The following is a 15,189-nucleotide window of genomic DNA, read 5'->3' on the forward strand; positions in this document are numbered from 1 at the left end:
CGCCAAGAAGTGGACGATGCCGGTGCAAAACTGGAAGCCCGTGCTGAACCGATTTACGATCCAGTTTGAGGGAAGGATGCCGACGAATTAACACTCGCTCCGTTTACACAAAATTCGGGACACCCTCTTCAATTAGCACCAAATCACACGCTTGCAACTTGTCCAGTAATTGATGCAGAGGTGGTTCATTGTCTTCGCTCAGTTCGTGCATCAACACCCATCTGCGTCGACCCATAACCAATACTTCTTGGCATCCTGTTTCGCGCAGTCGATAAGAGTCCTTACCTGGTCGGTCAATGTCCAAATCTTTGTGGCTGTGCTTGATCACCGACACAACCATCCCTCTGGCTTTCAGTTCCGGAACAAGATGCTCCAGCAATGTGGTTTTGCCCATTCCGGAATGTCCTGCAATGCCAAATACACGCATCTCAACTCCGTTTTACTGGGTGCAAAGGCTTGTCTTGGCCAATGATCTTTTCACCTGCTTGGAGAACCGCGTTCAAAAGTTCGCTTTGGAGCTCCTCGCTGCACATGGCGCGTGCAAGCATGACGGCACCCACGTTTTGCGCCATGATGTTCCAAGCCGAATTTGCATCTCCTGTGAGAGCCGTCACATTGGCGTGAACGGCTTGTACGCCCCGCTCAAAAGCCAATTTGACCGCGTCGTTAGCGCGTCCAATCTCTGGTGTCAAGGACGGTAACGGACAACCGGCGCCTGCGTTACGCACATGCGCCAAACTCAGGTAACCCGCTAGGGCACGTGATACCTGCACCTGATCCGTTGAATCTACCGAGGCATACATGTCTGCAGTGCGCTTCAGTTCTGCTTCGATGATGTTGATGAACAAATCCGACTTGCCCTTGAAGTGCTTGTACAAAGAGCCGGTTGTAACGCCCGCAGCAGCGGCAAGATCTGTCAAGCCACTGGCATTGAAACCATTCTGCTTTGCATGTTGTCCGCTTGCATTGAGCAGCTTCTCTCTTGCTTGTTCTTTGTAATCAGCGTTGTACCGCATAAGAATTTTCTAAAAAATTGATTTGACATTTTTTGATCGATTGACTTAGGATAACAGGCATTATCCAATTAATCAACCGCCATTGATCTAGGAACACATCGCCATGGACACTGCTGAGACAGAAGGCTGGAAAAAATCCGCGTGCATCATTTGCTCGATCAACTGCGGCTTGGAAATCAAGACGGAAGATGGGCGAATCACAAAGATCAAGGGTGACAAGGACAACCCTGTTTCTCAAGGCTACATCTGCGAGAAGTCGCAGCGAATGGACTTCTACCAAAACGGCGCGGACCGGATTGATTCACCAAAACGCCGCAAACCCGATGGCACCTACGAGAACATCGATTGGGACACCGCCATTCGCGAAATTGCTGAAAAGCTCAAAGCCATCAAACAGCAACATGGTGGTGACAGCATTCTTTATTACGGTGGCGGAAGTCAAGGCAATCATCTGGGCGGAACATACGCAGACAGCACCATCAAAGCACTGGGTATTCAGTACAGATCCAACGCACTGGCACAAGAAAAGACGGGGGAAGGCTGGGTGCAAGGCAAGATGGCTGGGGCACCAGTGCATGGTGACTTTGAACACTGCGAAGTCGCAGTTTTTCTTGGAAAAAATCCTTGGCAATCGCATGGCTTTGCACGCACACGCGTCATTCTGCGAGAGATTCAGAACGATCCGAACCGCGCCATGATCGTGATTGACCCAAGGCGCAGCGAGACCGCCAAAATGGCGGACTTCCACTTGGCCGTCAAGCCGGGAACAGACGCCTGGTGTCTGTCCGCTTTGTCCGCCATCCTGGTCCAAGAAAATTTGGTAGCCAAAACCTGGCTGGATGAGCACACTACCGGCTATGCAGCCGTTGAAGCTGCCATGACAAAGATCAACGTCGCAGAGTACGCAAAGATTTGCGGCGTGGATGAATCACTGCTTCGGTCTGCAGCGCGTCGCATTGCCAGTGCCAAAAGCGTGTCGATGATTGAAGATCTGGGTGTGCAAATGAGTTTGCATTCGACACTCAACAGCTATCTGAATCGGTTGGTCTGGCTGCTGACGGGCAATTATGCGAAGAAGGGGGCTAACAACGCTTTTGCGCCTTTCCTCAACCTCTCGAACTCCACTCGAAGCACATCTAAAAATTCGAACTCGGGCAAGTCATCGGCGCCACGAAAGTGGACGCATAGCCCAGTCACCAACTCCAAGGTGATCATGGGTTTGATTCCGTGCAACGTTATTCCAGACGAAATACTGACAGATCACCCGAAGCGCTTTCGGGCGATGTTCATCGAAAGTGCCAATCCTGTTCACTCATTGGCGGACAGTCAGCGCATGCGGCAATCGCTTCGCGCACTGGAGTGCAGCGTTGTTATCGATGTGGCCATGACAGAAACCGCACGGCAGGCCGACTATGTGCTGCCAGCCAGCAGCCAATTTGAAAAAGCCGAGGCGACGTTTTTTAATTTGGAGTTTCCACGCAACGGCTTTCATTTGCGTCATCCTCATTTTCCTCCTCGACCTGGCACGCTGACAGAGGCAGAAATCCATGCGCGTCTGCTGGAGGCGATGGGAGAGTTGGACGAAACCAATTACAGCTTTTTACGCGGTGCAGCACGCCTGGGACGCACGGCGTTTGGCCTGTCGTTTGCCTGGAAATCTACGCGCGACAAAAAGGTGGCGCGATATGCACCTGTTGTGCTGTACCGCACTTTGGGGCCTAGCCTGCCAGCCAACTTGGCTCCTGCGGCCACTCTGTGGGGAATCAGTCAGATTTACGTCCGCACGCAAGCTGCAGCCGCAAAGGGGGCTGGGTTTGGAGGCCAGCCATTGATAGCAGGTAATCGTCTGTTTGAGGCCATATTGAACAGCCCATCGGGTGTCATCTTTGGTGTTAGCCAATACAGCGACAGCTGGGACGCAGTGAAATTGCCCGATCACAAAATCAACCTGAATATCAAAGAGATGCTGGACGAGTTGGCAACGATTGACAGCAAACTGCCACACCACAGACCAGACTACCCCTTCATCTTGTGCGCCGGTGAACGCCGGGCGGAGACAAGCCAAACATCCATTCGAAATCCGGAATGGATGAAGAAGGGCGACTTCAGCGTCATGCGCATTCACCCCGAAGACGCCGCCATATTGGGATGCGATGAGGGTGACTGGGTTCAGCTCAAAACGCCCCGTGGTACTGCTAAAGCGCCCATTGAGTTATCGGACGAATTACAGCGGGGCTATGTCTCCATGCCCAATGGGCACGGTTTGGATTACCCCGATGCCGATGGCACGTTGACCCGCAGAGGTGTCTCAGTGAACGAACTCACCAACACGGCTGACCGCGACCCCTTTGCCGGAACACCTTGGCACAAGTATGTGCCTGTTCATTTAGAACGACTTTTTCAAAACTAAGAGAGTGCCGAGGACGCCATGACCCATGTTGTGACAGAGACCTGCATCCAATGCAAATACACCGACTGTGTGGATGTTTGCCCAGTGGATTGCTTTGTAGAAGGCCCCAATTTCTTGGCCATCGATCCTGACGGATGTATCGATTGCGCAGTTTGCATACCTGAATGTCCAGTCAACGCAATCTATGCGGAGGAAGATCTTCCCAACGACCAACGGCACATGACGGCTATCAATGCGGAGCTTTACCTGCACCCTGGTTGGAAAACCATCACGAAGCGAAAGAGTCCACTTCCTGATGCTGAGGCTTGGAAAGATCGCAAGGGGAAGCTCTCGGTGCTTCAACGCTAAGAAAAGTCGGCCATATGTCGATGTTGATTTCTGTTGTTTAAAAAATAGCTATGAATGTGTCCCTGATCATCGAGATGGCCCAAGAGATCAGAGCTTTGATCGGAGCGCTCAAGTTTTCCAAGCTGCCGCCGATACCCAACACATGGTTGTTTCCATGTGTTGAGTCCACGATGCGTATTTTTCATTTCCTGTCGGTTTGTCTTTTCGCTAACTCGCTGTTGCTGAGCGCCGGCACTGCCTCTGCCCAATGGAGTGAGTTGCTGAAAGACGAAGACACGTCTTATTACTATGACAAAGCAGCGGTGATGCCCGCCCATGTGTCGCGCTACGCTTGGGTGCTGACCGATTTGCCCAAGAACGACAAAACCCCCAACGGCGAAAGCTACAAGTCGATGATGATGCGCGTGCGCATGTATTGCAAAACCGACATGGTGGTGCGCCTGTCGGTGAGCTATTTTGAAAAAGCCATGGGCAAAGGCAAAGAAGTCGCGGCCGATGACCTTCAAGAATGGCGCAACCGCGAAGCGCCGATTCGTCCCAATACCTACATGGCAGCGCTGAAGAAAGAAGTGTGTTCGGCGAGCGGTAAGCCAGCGGCTTGAGGCAAACCTATCTGCAGCTGATCCAGCTTTTATTTTTTTGAATCTGCCGCGTCACTTTGTGAGCGCGGCTTTTTTTTGCGTGCGGGTACACCACTAAATTGCCTGATCCTCACCAACTTTGGGTCTTGCATGCACCGTTCTCTGAATCGCGTCACGCCTGTGTGCTTGGGATGGCTGGCGGGCACGGCTTTGCAGTTGCAAGAGGCGACGCTGTTACCGGTTTGGGCTTATGCAGGTTTAGCTGGTGCTGCTTTGATGGGGTTGGTTTGGGTGCTCGCACGACGTGAGCCTGCGTTTTCAAATGCATGGACACACCGCTCGTCAGCGGCGCGTGCCTGGCACGAGCTTGGTCACGCGATCAGCTGGGCACTGCTGGCGCTGACGCTTGCCTTTGCCCAAACCGGCTGGCGCGCACACCAATATTTAGAAGGCAGCTTGAACCCCGAGCTAGAGGGCCGATCGATTCAGTTAGAGGGCGTGGTCGCCAGTTTGCCGCAGCGCACCGATGACAGTGTGCGGTTTCGGTTGGAGGTGCTGGCCATGGATGCCGTCCTGAAAGCAATGCCACCCGGAGTGCGCAACGAGATCGCTGATCCTCAAGTGGCTTCGGCTTTGTTGCCTCGTTTTGTCTGGCTAGGCTGGTACGGCGGCCGTACTTGGGGGCAAGGCGCTGCCAACCAAGCCGAGCCGCCGCCCGAAGTGAGGGCTGGCGACCGTTGGCGCTTGACGGTACGGCTCAAAGCGCCGCATGGGCACATCAACCCGCATGGGTTTGACCATGAGTTGTGGCTGTGGGAGCAAGGTTTGCAGGCCACGGGTTATGTGCGTCACGGCGCCAAGGATGTGCCGCCTGAGTGGCTGGGCTCAAGTTGGCAATATCCCGTGGCGCGGCTGCGTCAGGCAGTCCGTGCGCGGGTAGAAGCCCACGTGCAAGACCGAGCCATGGCAGGCGTGGTGTCGGCCTTGCTGCTGGGTGACCAAGCCGCCATAGAGCGTGCCGATTGGGATGTGTTCAGGGCCACAGGCGTGGCGCATTTGATGGCGATTTCGGGGCTGCACATCACCGGCATGGCTTGGTTGGCCGCAGCTTGCATGGGGTGGCTGTGGCGGCGTAGCGATGCTTGGTCGCCGCGCAGACCTTGGAGCTTGTGGCTGCCTGCGCCTCACGCGGCCCAGGTGTGTGGCGTGTTGATTGCGCTGATGTATGCCGTGTTCACCGGCTGGGGCGTGCCGGCGCAGCGCACAGTATGGATGCTGGCTGTGGTGGCGTTGTTGCGCTGGCAGGGGTTGCGTTGGCCTTGGCCCTCGGTGTGGTTGTTGGTCTGCGCCGTGGTGCTGGCGCTGGACCCGTGGGCGTTGTTGCAAGCGGGGTTTTGGCTGAGCTTTGTGGCAGTGGGTATTTTGTTTGCCTCGGGCAGTTCCGATGCGCCCACGCGTTTTACCGAGGGTGACTTGCCAGCGTCCGTTCGCGGGCATTGGCTTCGAGCTTGGCGCGCTGCTCAGCGCATGGGGCGTGAGCAGTGGTTGATGAGCGTGTGTTTGGCACCTCTGTGCTTGCTGCTGTTCCATCAGGTGTCGCTGGTTGGGTTGTTCGCTAATTTGTTGGCCGTGCCTTGGGTGACCTTGGTGGTCACGCCGCTGTGTGTGCTGGGACTGGTGTTTGCGCCCGCGTGGGGCTTAGCAGCTGACGCGTTGCAGGTGCTGCGCTGGCTGTTGGGGGAGATGGCGAGCGTGCCTTGGGCGCAATGGTCAACACCGGCTGCGCCCATGTGGGCGAGCGCGGCCGCTTTATTAGGCATGGGGCTGTGGGCGCTGCGCGTGCCAATCTGGATGCGTCTGCTGGGGATGGCGTTGGTCATGCCTGTGTTGAGTTGGCAAACGCCGCGTCCTGCGCATGGCACGTTCGAGTTGGTCACGGCCGACATGGGGCAGGGCCACGCCGTGTTGCTGCGTACCGCCTCACACGCACTGCTGTATGACACCGGCCCGCGCTACTCTGCGGAGACCGATGCGGGCCAGCGGGTGTTGGTGCCCTTGCTGCGCGCGTGGGGCGAGCGCTTGGACCGCGTGGTGATCAGCCACCAAGACAGCGATCACAGCGGTGGCGCGCCTGCTGTGTTGGCCATGCAGCCCGAGGCCGATGTGCTGACCTCCATGCCCGCGACCCACTCGATGCAGCAATTGCGCCCCATGCAGCGTTGCGAACGCGGGCAAGCTTGGGTGTGGGACGGCGTGCAATTTGAGGTGTTGCACCCTAGCGCCCAAGACTACGACCGCAAGCTCAAACCCAATGCGCTCAGTTGTGTGTTGCGGGTGAGCGCGTCTCAAATGCTGGGCATGAATGGCGCTTTGGCAAATCAAGGTGCAATGGAAGGCCAAGGCGACAGCACATCCCAAGTGGTGTCGGCTTTGTTGGTGGGCGACATCGAAGGCCCGCAAGAGCAATCGTTGGTGCAAAGCGGCCAAGACTTGCAAGCGGATTGGTTGCTGGTGCCGCATCACGGCAGCGCCACGTCGTCGACCACGGCATTTTTAGAGGCCGTGCGCCCACAAGTGGCGGTGGTTCAGGCGGGTTACCGCAACCGCTTTGGCCATCCGCGCGCCGATGTGTTGGCGCGTTACGCCCCATTGGGGGTGCAAGTTGTGCAGAGTCCCCGTTGTGGTGCATCGTATTGGCACAGCGAGAACCCCAAGTTGGTGCGTTGTGAGCGAGAAAGCCAACAACGATATTGGTTTCATCAAGTTCCGTAGCATGGCACCTAATTTGCTAAGGTAGAAGCAGGAGTTCCCCCATGCACAAGTTTGATGAAATGTATGCCCAGCTGCCGTATATCGACAGTGCGGTCAGGCCCCATTACCGGAACTACTTAGATTGGCTCCAGCGCCAAGATCCGCAGTCCATGCGCGACAGACGCGAAGAAGCGGAGATGATTTTTCGTCGCGTCGGCATCACCTTTGCGGTGTACGGCGACAAAGACGAAGATGGCTCGGGCACCGAACGCCTGATTCCGTTTGACCTGATTCCACGCATCATTCCCGCCCATGAATGGCAAGACATGGAAAAAGGCTTGACCCAACGTGTAACCGCGTTGAATCGCTTCATCCACGACGTCTACCACGACCAAGAGATTTTGAAGGCGGGCCTCATCCCCTCGGAACAGGTGCTGAACAACGCCCAGTTCCGCCCCGAGATGATGGGGGTGGATGTGCCCAACGGCGTGTATTCACACATCAGCGGGGTTGACATTGTGCGAGCCCCCAACGCTGCGGGCGAGGGCGAGTACTACGTGCTCGAAGACAACCTGCGCGTGCCCAGTGGCGTGAGCTACATGTTGGAAGACCGCAAGATGATGATGCGGCTCTTCCCCGAGCTCTTCAGCCAACACCGCGTGGCCCCCGTGGCGCATTACCCCGACTTGTTGCTCGAGACCTTGCGTGCCAGCGGCCCCGCCACCACCGACAACCCCACCGTGGTGGTGTTGACCCCCGGCATGTACAACAGCGCTTATTTTGAGCACGCCTTCTTGGCGCAACAGATGGGCGTGGAGTTGGTCGAAGGCCAAGATCTGTTTGTGAAAGACAGCTTTCTCTACATGCGCACCACCCGTGGTCCCAAGCGCGTGGATGTGATTTACCGCCGTGTGGACGATGACTTCTTAGACCCTAAGGTGTTCCGTTCTACCTCCACGCTCGGCTGCGCAGGCTTGATGGATGTGTACCGCGCCGGTCATGTGAGCATTTGCAACGCCGTGGGAACGGGCATAGCCGACGACAAGTCGATCTACCCCTACGTGCCACAAATGATTGAGTTTTACTTGGGCGAAAAGCCCATCCTCAACAACGTGCCTACCTTCCAGTGTCGCAAAAAAGACGACTTGGCCTACACCTTGGCCAACTTGGACAAGCTGGTGGTCAAAGAAGTGCACGGCGCAGGCGGCTACGGCATGTTGGTCGGTCCTGCCGCCACCAAGGCGGAGATTGAAGAATTCCGCCAAGTGCTGATTGCCAAGCCCGACGGCTACATCTCGCAGCCCACGTTGAGTTTGTCCAGCAGCCCGACCTACGTGGAGAGTGGCATTGCGCCACGCCACATCGACTTGCGCCCGTTCGTGCTGAGCGGCAAGAGCGTGCAAATGGTGCCCGGCGGCTTGACCCGCGTGGCATTGAAAGAAGGCTCACTCGTGGTGAACAGCAGCCAAGGCGGCGGCACCAAAGACACATGGATTTTGGAGGTTTAACGATGCTGAGCCGAACTGCTGACCACCTGTTTTGGATGTCCCGCTACACCGAGCGGGCCGAAAACACCGCACGCCTGTTGGACGTGAATTACCAAACCTCGCTGCTGCCGCAGTCTGCCGAGGTGGCCCAAATGGGCTGGCAAGGCTTGCTGTCGATCAGCGAGTTGCTGCCGTCGTACCAAGCCCGCCATGGCGACATTACCCCGCATCATGTGATGGAGTTCATGGTGAAGGACGAGAGCAACCCGTCGTCCATCATCTCGTGTTTACGTGCCGCTCGTGAAAATGCGCGCGCTGTGCGTGGCAGCCTCACCACCGAGGTGTGGGAAACGCAAAACCAGACGTGGCTGGAGTTGAACCGCATGCTCAAAGGCGGCGAGTTTGAGCGCGACCCGGGGCAATTTTTTGAGTGGGTGAAGTTTCGCTCGCACCTGTCACGCGGCGTGACCGTGGGCACCATGCTGATGGACGAGGCCTTGCACTTCATGCGATTGGGCACCTTCTTGGAGCGTGCTGACAACACCGCCCGCTTGGTAGATGTGAAGTTCCATGCGGTGGCGCATGACTTCTTTGGGCAAAGCCAAACGCAAAGTCCAAGTTCCGGCGCAGGCCAGGTACAGGTCAAAGAGCAAGACCACGACTTCTACCACTGGAGCGCGATTTTGCGCAGCGTCTCCGGCTTTGAGATTTACCGCAAGGTGTACCGCGACGTGATTCACCCCGAGCGTGTGGCCGAGTTGCTGATCTTGCGTGCCGACATGCCGCGCTCGCTGCATGCTTGTATGAACGAGGTGGTTAACAACATCGCCATGGTGTCCGACGACCGCGCCATCGACAGCTATCGCCGCGCGGGAAAACTGCGTGCCGAGATGGAGTTTGGGCGCATTGAAGAAATCTTGGCGAATGGCTTGCATGCCTATCTCACCCAGTTTTTGGACCGCGTGAACGAGATTGGTGCGAGCATCAGCCGGGAGTTTTTGGTGCCGAGTTGAGTGGCTTGACGGTGGGGTCAGTACACCGTGTCGTGGTCACCGACATTGATGAGAATAATTTGCTGGTCCTGAATCAGCAGCTCCAAGGTGATGCGGTAAGACAGATTGATCGACACCGAGTGCAAACCTGCAAGCCGACCCGACAAGGCGTGGAGCCGCAAAGACGGGTGATGCGGGTTGAGCTCTAGCAAGGCCAGCGTTTTGGCATAAGGGTTGCGCAGCTCAGGATGCCGCTTTAAAAAACGCACGACACGGCGCACGTAGCTGTCGGTGATGACCAGCGCGTAGGGCATAGCCGTGTCAGTGACCAGCGTTGTCGCTCAACAGGGCATCAAGACGAGCCATATGATCTTGCGCGGTTTCTTGCACCACACGGCCTGCGGCCAAGTCGGCCTTGCTTTGCATCAGGGCTGCTTCCAATTCGCACTCACGCAAGTAGTGGTAGTGCGCCATGTCCATCACCACAAACCGTTCTTTGCCGCGCACGGAGATGGCAGCTTCGGTTTGCTCAGCCAGCACCGATTCAATGGCGGCGATGCCGCGTACTTTGAGGTCATTGGCGGTGAGTTGTTGCATAGGTTTGGGGTCTTTATTGGATGTCGTGTTATTTTAAGTACGAATTAACGTGTTGTAAATCGTACGATTGAGATGAGTTCATAACACGCTGACACCTGCTGATAAATGCCTCGCTTCATGGGTAATTTGCTTAAAAGCAATATCTTTTCCGAGACAATCCCCTCATTATTTTTGACGTGATGAGAAGAGTAAAAAGTTCATGCAGCCATCAAGCCCTGAATCCACCGACGTTGTCCAAGAATTGCCTCTCGCGGCGGCGACTTACAACGAAGGCAATGCGCATTTTCGTGAGGGCCGTTGGTCGCAAGCGCTGCAATGCTACGAGCAGTGTTTGAAGGACAACCCGCAGATGGAGCCTGCGGCGTTGCAGTTGGCCCGTTGCTGGGTCAACTTGGGCGATGGGGCGGCGGCGCGGCAAACATTCACGCAGTTGCTCAAAGCGTTCCCTAACAATTACAGCGCTTGGCTGGAAGCGGGGCACTTGTGCCGTCAACAGGGCGTGCCGCAGCAAGCGGTGGCCAGTTATCGAAAGGCGGTACAGGTTGCACCCGAGCGTTTTGAGGCGAGGTTGGGGTTGGCCCGCGTGTTGGAAGATTTGGGCGAGTTTGAAGGGGCGGCAGCGGCTTATCACCATGCCCTCAACGCGGCCGGCGCCGAGAAAAATCGTACGGTGCACTGGCGCATGGCCAAGTACCGGCTGGAGCGCGGCGATGCGGCCCGCGCCTTGGAGTCGATGCGCCAAGCCTTGCTGATCTTGCGCATCAGCGGCGAGACGCTGGACGACAACGAGCGCGGTGAAATGCAAATGGATTTGGCCGACATTTGCATGCGCTTAGGCATGACCCAAGACGGGCACCGTGCATTTGAACGCGCGAGTGTGGCCACGTCAGAGGCTACCTTGGTGCGTTTGGCCGACCTGTCGTTCCGCTACAACCTGTGGCAAGAAGCCCAATCGGTGCTGCGCCGTAACGTAGAGTTGCACCCCGACAGTGACACCGCGCATTGGAATTTGGCCCATTCTTTGGCTGAGAGCTGGAACATGCAAGAAGCCCTAGAGGTGCTGGCGCGTGCCGAGGCGATTGCGCCGCAGTCGGGTGCCAAGTCCATGCGTGCCAGCGTGGCAGGGCGCTCGGGCGATGCCGACACGGCCTTGCAGTTGTACAAAGCCTTGGCTGACGAAGAGGGGCAGGGCTCCAAAATGCATTCCAGTGCCGCGATGAGTTCGCTTTACAGCGACAAGCTGTCGGCGCAAGAGGTGGCCGATTTGCACCGCACGATGTTTGCGCACTTGGGTGAGAACGCGCGCACCGTCAGCAGCTTTAAGAACGACCGTTCGCCCAAGCGCAAGCTGCGCCTGGGCTTGGTGTCGGCAGACTTTCACCACCAACACCCCGTCAATATCTTCATGCAGCCCGTGCTGGCGCGCTTGGACCCCAAGGCTTTCGATGTGACCCTCTATTTCACGGGTGTTTCACACGACGAGCAAACCCAGTTGGCCAAGCGCCGCGTGGCGCGTTGGGTGGAGGTGACGAATTGGAGTGATGCGCAGTTGGCGCGTCGCATCGAAGAAGACGGCATCGATATTTTGTTGGACTTGTCGGGTCACACCAGCATGCAACGCATGGCCGTGTTTGGCCAACGCGCCGCGCCGGTGCAGGCCACGTTCTTGGGTTACCCCGGATCAACCGGCGTGCCCAACATCGATTGGTTGGTGGCCGACCCCGTGGTGGCCCCCAAAGGCAGCGAAGGCTTGTTCAGCGAAAAGCTGGCGCGCTTGCCCAATAGCGTGTTTTGCTTTGCCCCCGAGGTGGATTACCCCTACCCCAGTTACACGCAAGCGCACGCCACGCGTCCGTTGACCTTTGGCTCGTTCAACAATGTGCCCAAACTCACGCCGCACACGGTCAAGCTGTGGGCGGCGGTGTTGCACGAGGTGCCTGGCTCACGTTTGCTGCTGAAGGCACCCAGCTTCAAGGACGAGGGCGCTGTGGCAGCCTTTGCCCAGCGCTTTGAGGCCGAGGGCATTGCGCGTGATCGCCTTGAGTTCCGCGGCCCCGTGGGGCTGACCGACATGATGGCCGAGTACGCCGATGTGGACATTGCACTCGACCCCGTGCCCTACAACGGCGGCACCACCACTTTGCAAGCGTTGTGGATGGGCGTGCCCGTGGTGGTGAAGGCGGGCGGCAACTTTGTGTCGCGCATGGGCGCGAGCTTCATGAGCGCCGCGGGTCTGCCGGAGTGGGTGGCTCAATCAGATGCCGACTATGTGCGTATTGCCGTGTCCATGGCTCAAGATCGTCAAGCCTTACTGTCTCTTAAACAAGGTTTGCGTGAGCGCTTGATGGCTTTGCCTGCATGGGATGTGGACGAATACACCCGTGACTTTGAAAAAGCGCTGCGCGCGATGTGGACGGCGCTTTAAAAAAGGGCGTATGCGAAAACCGCATACGCCCTTTGTCTGGTTAGCTTAAGAGGCTTTAGCCGCCGCGACGCATCATGTCGAAGAACTCGACGTTGGACTTGGTGGCCTTCATGCTCTTCAAAACCATTTCCATGGATTCGATCTCGTCCATGTTGTACATGAACTGGCGCAAGATGCGGGTCTTTTGCAAGATCTCGGGTGGCAGCAACAACTCTTCGCGGCGCGTGCCGCTGCGGTTGAGTTGAATGGCGGGGAACACGCGCTTTTCGTACAAGCGGCGGTCAAGGTGAATTTCGCAGTTGCCCGTGCCTTTGAATTCTTCAAAGATCACTTCATCCATGCGGCTGCCGGTGTCGACCAAGGCAGTGGCGATGATGGTCAGTGAGCCACCTTCTTCCACTTTGCGGGCCGCGCCAAAGAAGCGCTTGGGACGTTGCAAGGCGTTGGAGTCCACACCACCTGACAACACTTTGCCCGACGAGGGCACCACGTTGTTGTAAGCGCGGGCGAGGCGGGTGATGGAGTCGAGCAAGATGACCACATCTTTTTTCAGTTCCACCAAACGCTTGGCGCGCTCAATCACCATTTCGGCCACGTGCACGTGGCGTGCGGCGGGTTCGTCAAAGGTGGAGGCAATAACTTCGGCTTTGACCGAGCGTTGCATTTCTGTCACTTCTTCAGGGCGCTCGTCCACCAACAACACCATCATGTGGGCATCGGGGTAATTGGCGGCAATCGCGTGGGCGATGTGCTGCATCATCACGGTCTTACCGCTCTTAGGCGGGGCGACGACCAAGGCGCGTTGGCCTTTGCCGATGGGCGCAATGATGTCGATGATGCGACCCGTGATGTTTTCTTCGCCCTTGATCTCGCGTTCCAACTTCATCTGTTCGCGGGGGAAGAGCGGGGTCAAGTTCTCGAACATGACCTTGTGTTTGTTGTTCTCAGGCAGGTCGTCGTTGACCTTGTCGAGTTTGGTCAATGCAAAGTAACGCTCGCCGTCTTTGGGGATACGCACTTCGCCTTCAATCATGTCACCGGTGTGTAGGTTGAAGCGGCGTACTTGGCTGGGGCTGATGTAGATGTCGTCTGTCGAAGCGGTGTAGCTGGTGTCGGGGCTGCGCAAGAAGCCAAAACCGTCGGGCAAGATTTCCAGAACGCCATCGGCAAACACTTGTTCGCCAGCACGGGCGCGCTTTTTGATGATGGCAAACATCAGCTCTTGCTTGCGCATACGGCCTGTGTTTTCGATTTCGAGTTCTTCGGCTTGTTTCAGCACTTCAGACACGTGCAGTGCCTTGAGTTCGTTCAGATGCATCTTGGGACTCCAGTAAAGGGAGTTCGTTAAAAAATTGGGGGGAGGTCGTGTGCGAGGCGTAAGGTGCCTCTAAGACCAGAATTCAAGCCCAGTGTGGGAACCAGCAGCCTCATGGGCAGTTGGCGAATTCAGATTTGATTATGACAGGAAAAAAGCCCGCTGATTTCGCAATCAGCGGGCTTGTTGGGGATGGCCAAAAATTAAGCCAGTTGTTGGTCAATGAAAGCGGTCAATTGCGCTTTGCTCATGGCGCCCACTTTGGTAGCGGCCAGTTGACCACCTTTGAACAACATGAGCGTTGGGATGCCGCGAATGCCAAATTTGGCAGGAATGTCGCGGTTTTCGTCGACGTTCATCTTGGCAATTTGCAGCTTGCCTTCGTAAGCGGCAGACACTTCGTCCAAGATGGGGGCAATCATCTTGCAAGGACCGCACCATTCGGCCCAGTAGTCGACGAGTACGGGCTTGTCCGCTTGCAGAACGTCTGCCTCGAAGGTAGTGTCAGTAATGTGTTTGATCAGATCGCTTGCCATGATGTGTCCTCTGTGAATTGGCTATAGAGCTACAGTTGGGGCATTGTGGCAGAAAGCAAGTACACCTATGAAAACTCTCACCATTGATGTTGTCTCCGATGTGGTTTGCCCGTGGTGCTACGTCGGCAAACGCCGCCTAGAGGGTGCTTTGGCACTTTGGGCGGCCGAGCACCCCGACATCACGCCTGAAGTGCGCTGGCACACCTTTCAACTCAACCCCGACATGCCCCAAGAAGGCATTGCGCGTGCTGAATACGTGCGCAAAAAATTTGGAGACCGCGCTGACACCATTTATGAGCGTGTCACAGGCGTGGGCCAAGAGGTGGGGATTGACTTTGCGTTTGACCATATCGCCCGTCAGCCCAACACCGTGGTCGCGCACAGCTTGATTGCCGTGTCCGAAGCTGGGCAAGCCCAAGACCGCATGGTCGAAGCCTTGTTCAAAGGCTACTTTTTGGATGGCAAAGACCTGACCGATGCGGTTGCGCTGATGGAGATAGCCGTCACCGCAGGGATGACGCCTGAGTTGGCCAAGCAAACGTTGGAAGATGCTGCGTTGCACACCCAAACCATGGACAGCGACAAGGCCGCCCGTGAAATGGGCTTCACCGGCGTGCCGTTTTTCATCTTCAATCGCAAGGTGGGTTTGTCGGGCGCGCACGAAAGTGAGACCTTGGTGCAAGCCATGCATGAGGCATTGGCTGACCAATCAGGCCAAAACTAGGGGCTGG

Annotated in this window: 14 protein-coding genes; 8 read left to right on the forward strand and 6 right to left on the reverse strand. The window is 56.6% G+C overall.

Features of this window, described 5'->3' with window-relative positions; genetic code table 11:
* Nucleotides 1-103: 103 nt before the first annotated feature.
* Complete coding sequence (mobB, locus tag B9Z42_RS15715) at nucleotides 104-427, reverse strand: molybdopterin-guanine dinucleotide biosynthesis protein B (RefSeq protein ID WP_100134367.1); 324 nt, start codon at nucleotides 425-427, stop codon at nucleotides 104-106.
* A gap of 1 nt (nucleotide 428) precedes the next feature.
* Nucleotides 429-1,016, reverse strand: a complete 588-nt coding sequence (locus B9Z42_RS15720; RefSeq protein WP_100134368.1) for a TetR/AcrR family transcriptional regulator — start codon at nucleotides 1,014-1,016, stop codon at nucleotides 429-431.
* A 103-nt stretch (nucleotides 1,017-1,119) separates the two neighbouring features.
* On the opposite strand from B9Z42_RS15720, the gene B9Z42_RS15725 reads away from it, so the two are divergent.
* The 6 genes from B9Z42_RS15725 to B9Z42_RS15750 all read left to right on the forward strand — a co-directional run bounded on the left by B9Z42_RS15725 (nucleotide 1,120) and on the right by B9Z42_RS15750 (nucleotide 9,606).
* Entirely contained in the window at nucleotides 1,120-3,426 is a 2,307-nt protein-coding gene (locus B9Z42_RS15725; RefSeq protein WP_100134369.1) for a molybdopterin-dependent oxidoreductase, read from the forward strand.
* An 18-nt stretch (nucleotides 3,427-3,444) separates the two neighbouring features.
* Nucleotides 3,445-3,774, forward strand: coding sequence for a ferredoxin FdxA (gene fdxA, locus B9Z42_RS15730; protein WP_100134370.1), 330 nt, complete (start codon nucleotides 3,445-3,447; stop codon nucleotides 3,772-3,774).
* A 50-nt stretch (nucleotides 3,775-3,824) separates the two neighbouring features.
* A complete protein-coding gene (locus B9Z42_RS15735) occupies nucleotides 3,825-4,376 on the forward strand; it encodes a surface-adhesin E family protein (RefSeq protein WP_100134371.1) in 552 nt (183 codons plus the stop codon).
* Between the two features lie 129 nt (nucleotides 4,377-4,505).
* Nucleotides 4,506-7,127: a DNA internalization-related competence protein ComEC/Rec2 gene (locus B9Z42_RS15740; RefSeq protein WP_100134372.1), complete on the forward strand. Its 2,622-nt coding sequence runs from the start codon at nucleotides 4,506-4,508 to the stop codon at nucleotides 7,125-7,127.
* A gap of 41 nt (nucleotides 7,128-7,168) precedes the next feature.
* Nucleotides 7,169-8,614 (forward strand): circularly permuted type 2 ATP-grasp protein, encoded by a 1,446-nt coding sequence (locus B9Z42_RS15745; protein WP_100134373.1) that lies wholly within the window; start codon nucleotides 7,169-7,171, stop codon nucleotides 8,612-8,614.
* Nucleotides 8,615-8,616: 2 nt separating this feature from the next.
* Entirely contained in the window at nucleotides 8,617-9,606 is a 990-nt protein-coding gene (locus B9Z42_RS15750; RefSeq protein ID WP_100134374.1) for an alpha-E domain-containing protein, read from the forward strand.
* Between the two features lie 17 nt (nucleotides 9,607-9,623).
* On the opposite strand, the gene B9Z42_RS15755 is transcribed toward B9Z42_RS15750, so the two are convergent.
* Both B9Z42_RS15755 and B9Z42_RS15760 read right to left on the reverse strand, forming a co-directional pair.
* Nucleotides 9,624-9,899 (reverse strand): plasmid stabilization protein, encoded by a 276-nt coding sequence (locus tag B9Z42_RS15755; protein WP_100134375.1) that lies wholly within the window; start codon nucleotides 9,897-9,899, stop codon nucleotides 9,624-9,626.
* Nucleotides 9,900-9,906: 7 nt separating this feature from the next.
* A complete protein-coding gene (locus tag B9Z42_RS15760) occupies nucleotides 9,907-10,182 on the reverse strand; it encodes a prevent-host-death protein (RefSeq protein ID WP_100134376.1) in 276 nt (91 codons plus the stop codon).
* Between the two features lie 199 nt (nucleotides 10,183-10,381).
* On the opposite strand from B9Z42_RS15760, the gene B9Z42_RS15765 reads away from it, so the two are divergent.
* A complete protein-coding gene (locus tag B9Z42_RS15765) occupies nucleotides 10,382-12,607 on the forward strand; it encodes a tetratricopeptide repeat protein (protein WP_100134377.1) in 2,226 nt (741 codons plus the stop codon).
* Between the two features lie 55 nt (nucleotides 12,608-12,662).
* On the opposite strand, the gene rho is transcribed toward B9Z42_RS15765, so the two are convergent.
* Both rho and trxA read right to left on the reverse strand, forming a co-directional pair.
* Complete coding sequence (gene rho, locus B9Z42_RS15770; protein ID WP_100134378.1) at nucleotides 12,663-13,925, reverse strand: transcription termination factor Rho; 1,263 nt, start codon at nucleotides 13,923-13,925, stop codon at nucleotides 12,663-12,665.
* 200 nt (nucleotides 13,926-14,125) lie between these two features.
* The gene (gene trxA, locus B9Z42_RS15775; protein ID WP_100134379.1) at nucleotides 14,126-14,458 is read right to left on the reverse strand and encodes a thioredoxin TrxA; all 333 of its coding nucleotides are present in this window, start codon (nucleotides 14,456-14,458) and stop codon (nucleotides 14,126-14,128) included.
* A gap of 67 nt (nucleotides 14,459-14,525) precedes the next feature.
* Here trxA and B9Z42_RS15780 point away from each other — a divergent pair, with 67 nt between their 5' ends.
* A complete protein-coding gene (locus B9Z42_RS15780) occupies nucleotides 14,526-15,182 on the forward strand; it encodes a DsbA family oxidoreductase (RefSeq protein ID WP_100134380.1) in 657 nt (218 codons plus the stop codon).
* Nucleotides 15,183-15,189 lie beyond the last annotated feature (7 nt).

The organism is Limnohabitans sp. B9-3 (genome assembly GCF_002778325.1).
Taxonomy (GTDB): domain Bacteria; phylum Pseudomonadota; class Gammaproteobacteria; order Burkholderiales; family Burkholderiaceae_C; genus Limnohabitans; species Limnohabitans kasalickyi.

Bases quoted from the DNA above. Each gene is read 5' to 3' on its own strand.
- B9Z42_RS15760 (WP_100134376.1), bottom strand. From the start codon at position 10,182: ATGCAACAACTCACCGCCAATGACCTCAAAGTACGCGGCATCGCCGCC.
- rho (WP_100134378.1), bottom strand. From the start codon at position 13,925: ATGCATCTGAACGAACTCAAGGCACTGCACGTGTCTGAAGTGCTGAAA.
- B9Z42_RS15755 (WP_100134375.1), bottom strand. From the start codon at position 9,899: ATGCCCTACGCGCTGGTCATCACCGACAGCTACGTGCGCCGTGTCGTG.
- mobB (WP_100134367.1), bottom strand. From the start codon at position 427: ATGCGTGTATTTGGCATTGCAGGACATTCCGGAATGGGCAAAACCACA.
- B9Z42_RS15735 (WP_100134371.1), top strand. From the start codon at position 3,825: ATGAATGTGTCCCTGATCATCGAGATGGCCCAAGAGATCAGAGCTTTG.
- B9Z42_RS15750 (WP_100134374.1), top strand. From the start codon at position 8,617: ATGCTGAGCCGAACTGCTGACCACCTGTTTTGGATGTCCCGCTACACC.
- B9Z42_RS15740 (WP_100134372.1), top strand. From the start codon at position 4,506: ATGCACCGTTCTCTGAATCGCGTCACGCCTGTGTGCTTGGGATGGCTG.
- B9Z42_RS15745 (WP_100134373.1), top strand. From the start codon at position 7,169: ATGCACAAGTTTGATGAAATGTATGCCCAGCTGCCGTATATCGACAGT.
- trxA (WP_100134379.1), bottom strand. From the start codon at position 14,458: ATGGCAAGCGATCTGATCAAACACATTACTGACACTACCTTCGAGGCA.
- B9Z42_RS15725 (WP_100134369.1), top strand. From the start codon at position 1,120: ATGGACACTGCTGAGACAGAAGGCTGGAAAAAATCCGCGTGCATCATT.
- B9Z42_RS15720 (WP_100134368.1), bottom strand. From the start codon at position 1,016: ATGCGGTACAACGCTGATTACAAAGAACAAGCAAGAGAGAAGCTGCTC.
- B9Z42_RS15765 (WP_100134377.1), top strand. From the start codon at position 10,382: ATGCAGCCATCAAGCCCTGAATCCACCGACGTTGTCCAAGAATTGCCT.
- B9Z42_RS15780 (WP_100134380.1), top strand. From the start codon at position 14,526: ATGAAAACTCTCACCATTGATGTTGTCTCCGATGTGGTTTGCCCGTGG.
- fdxA (WP_100134370.1), top strand. From the start codon at position 3,445: ATGACCCATGTTGTGACAGAGACCTGCATCCAATGCAAATACACCGAC.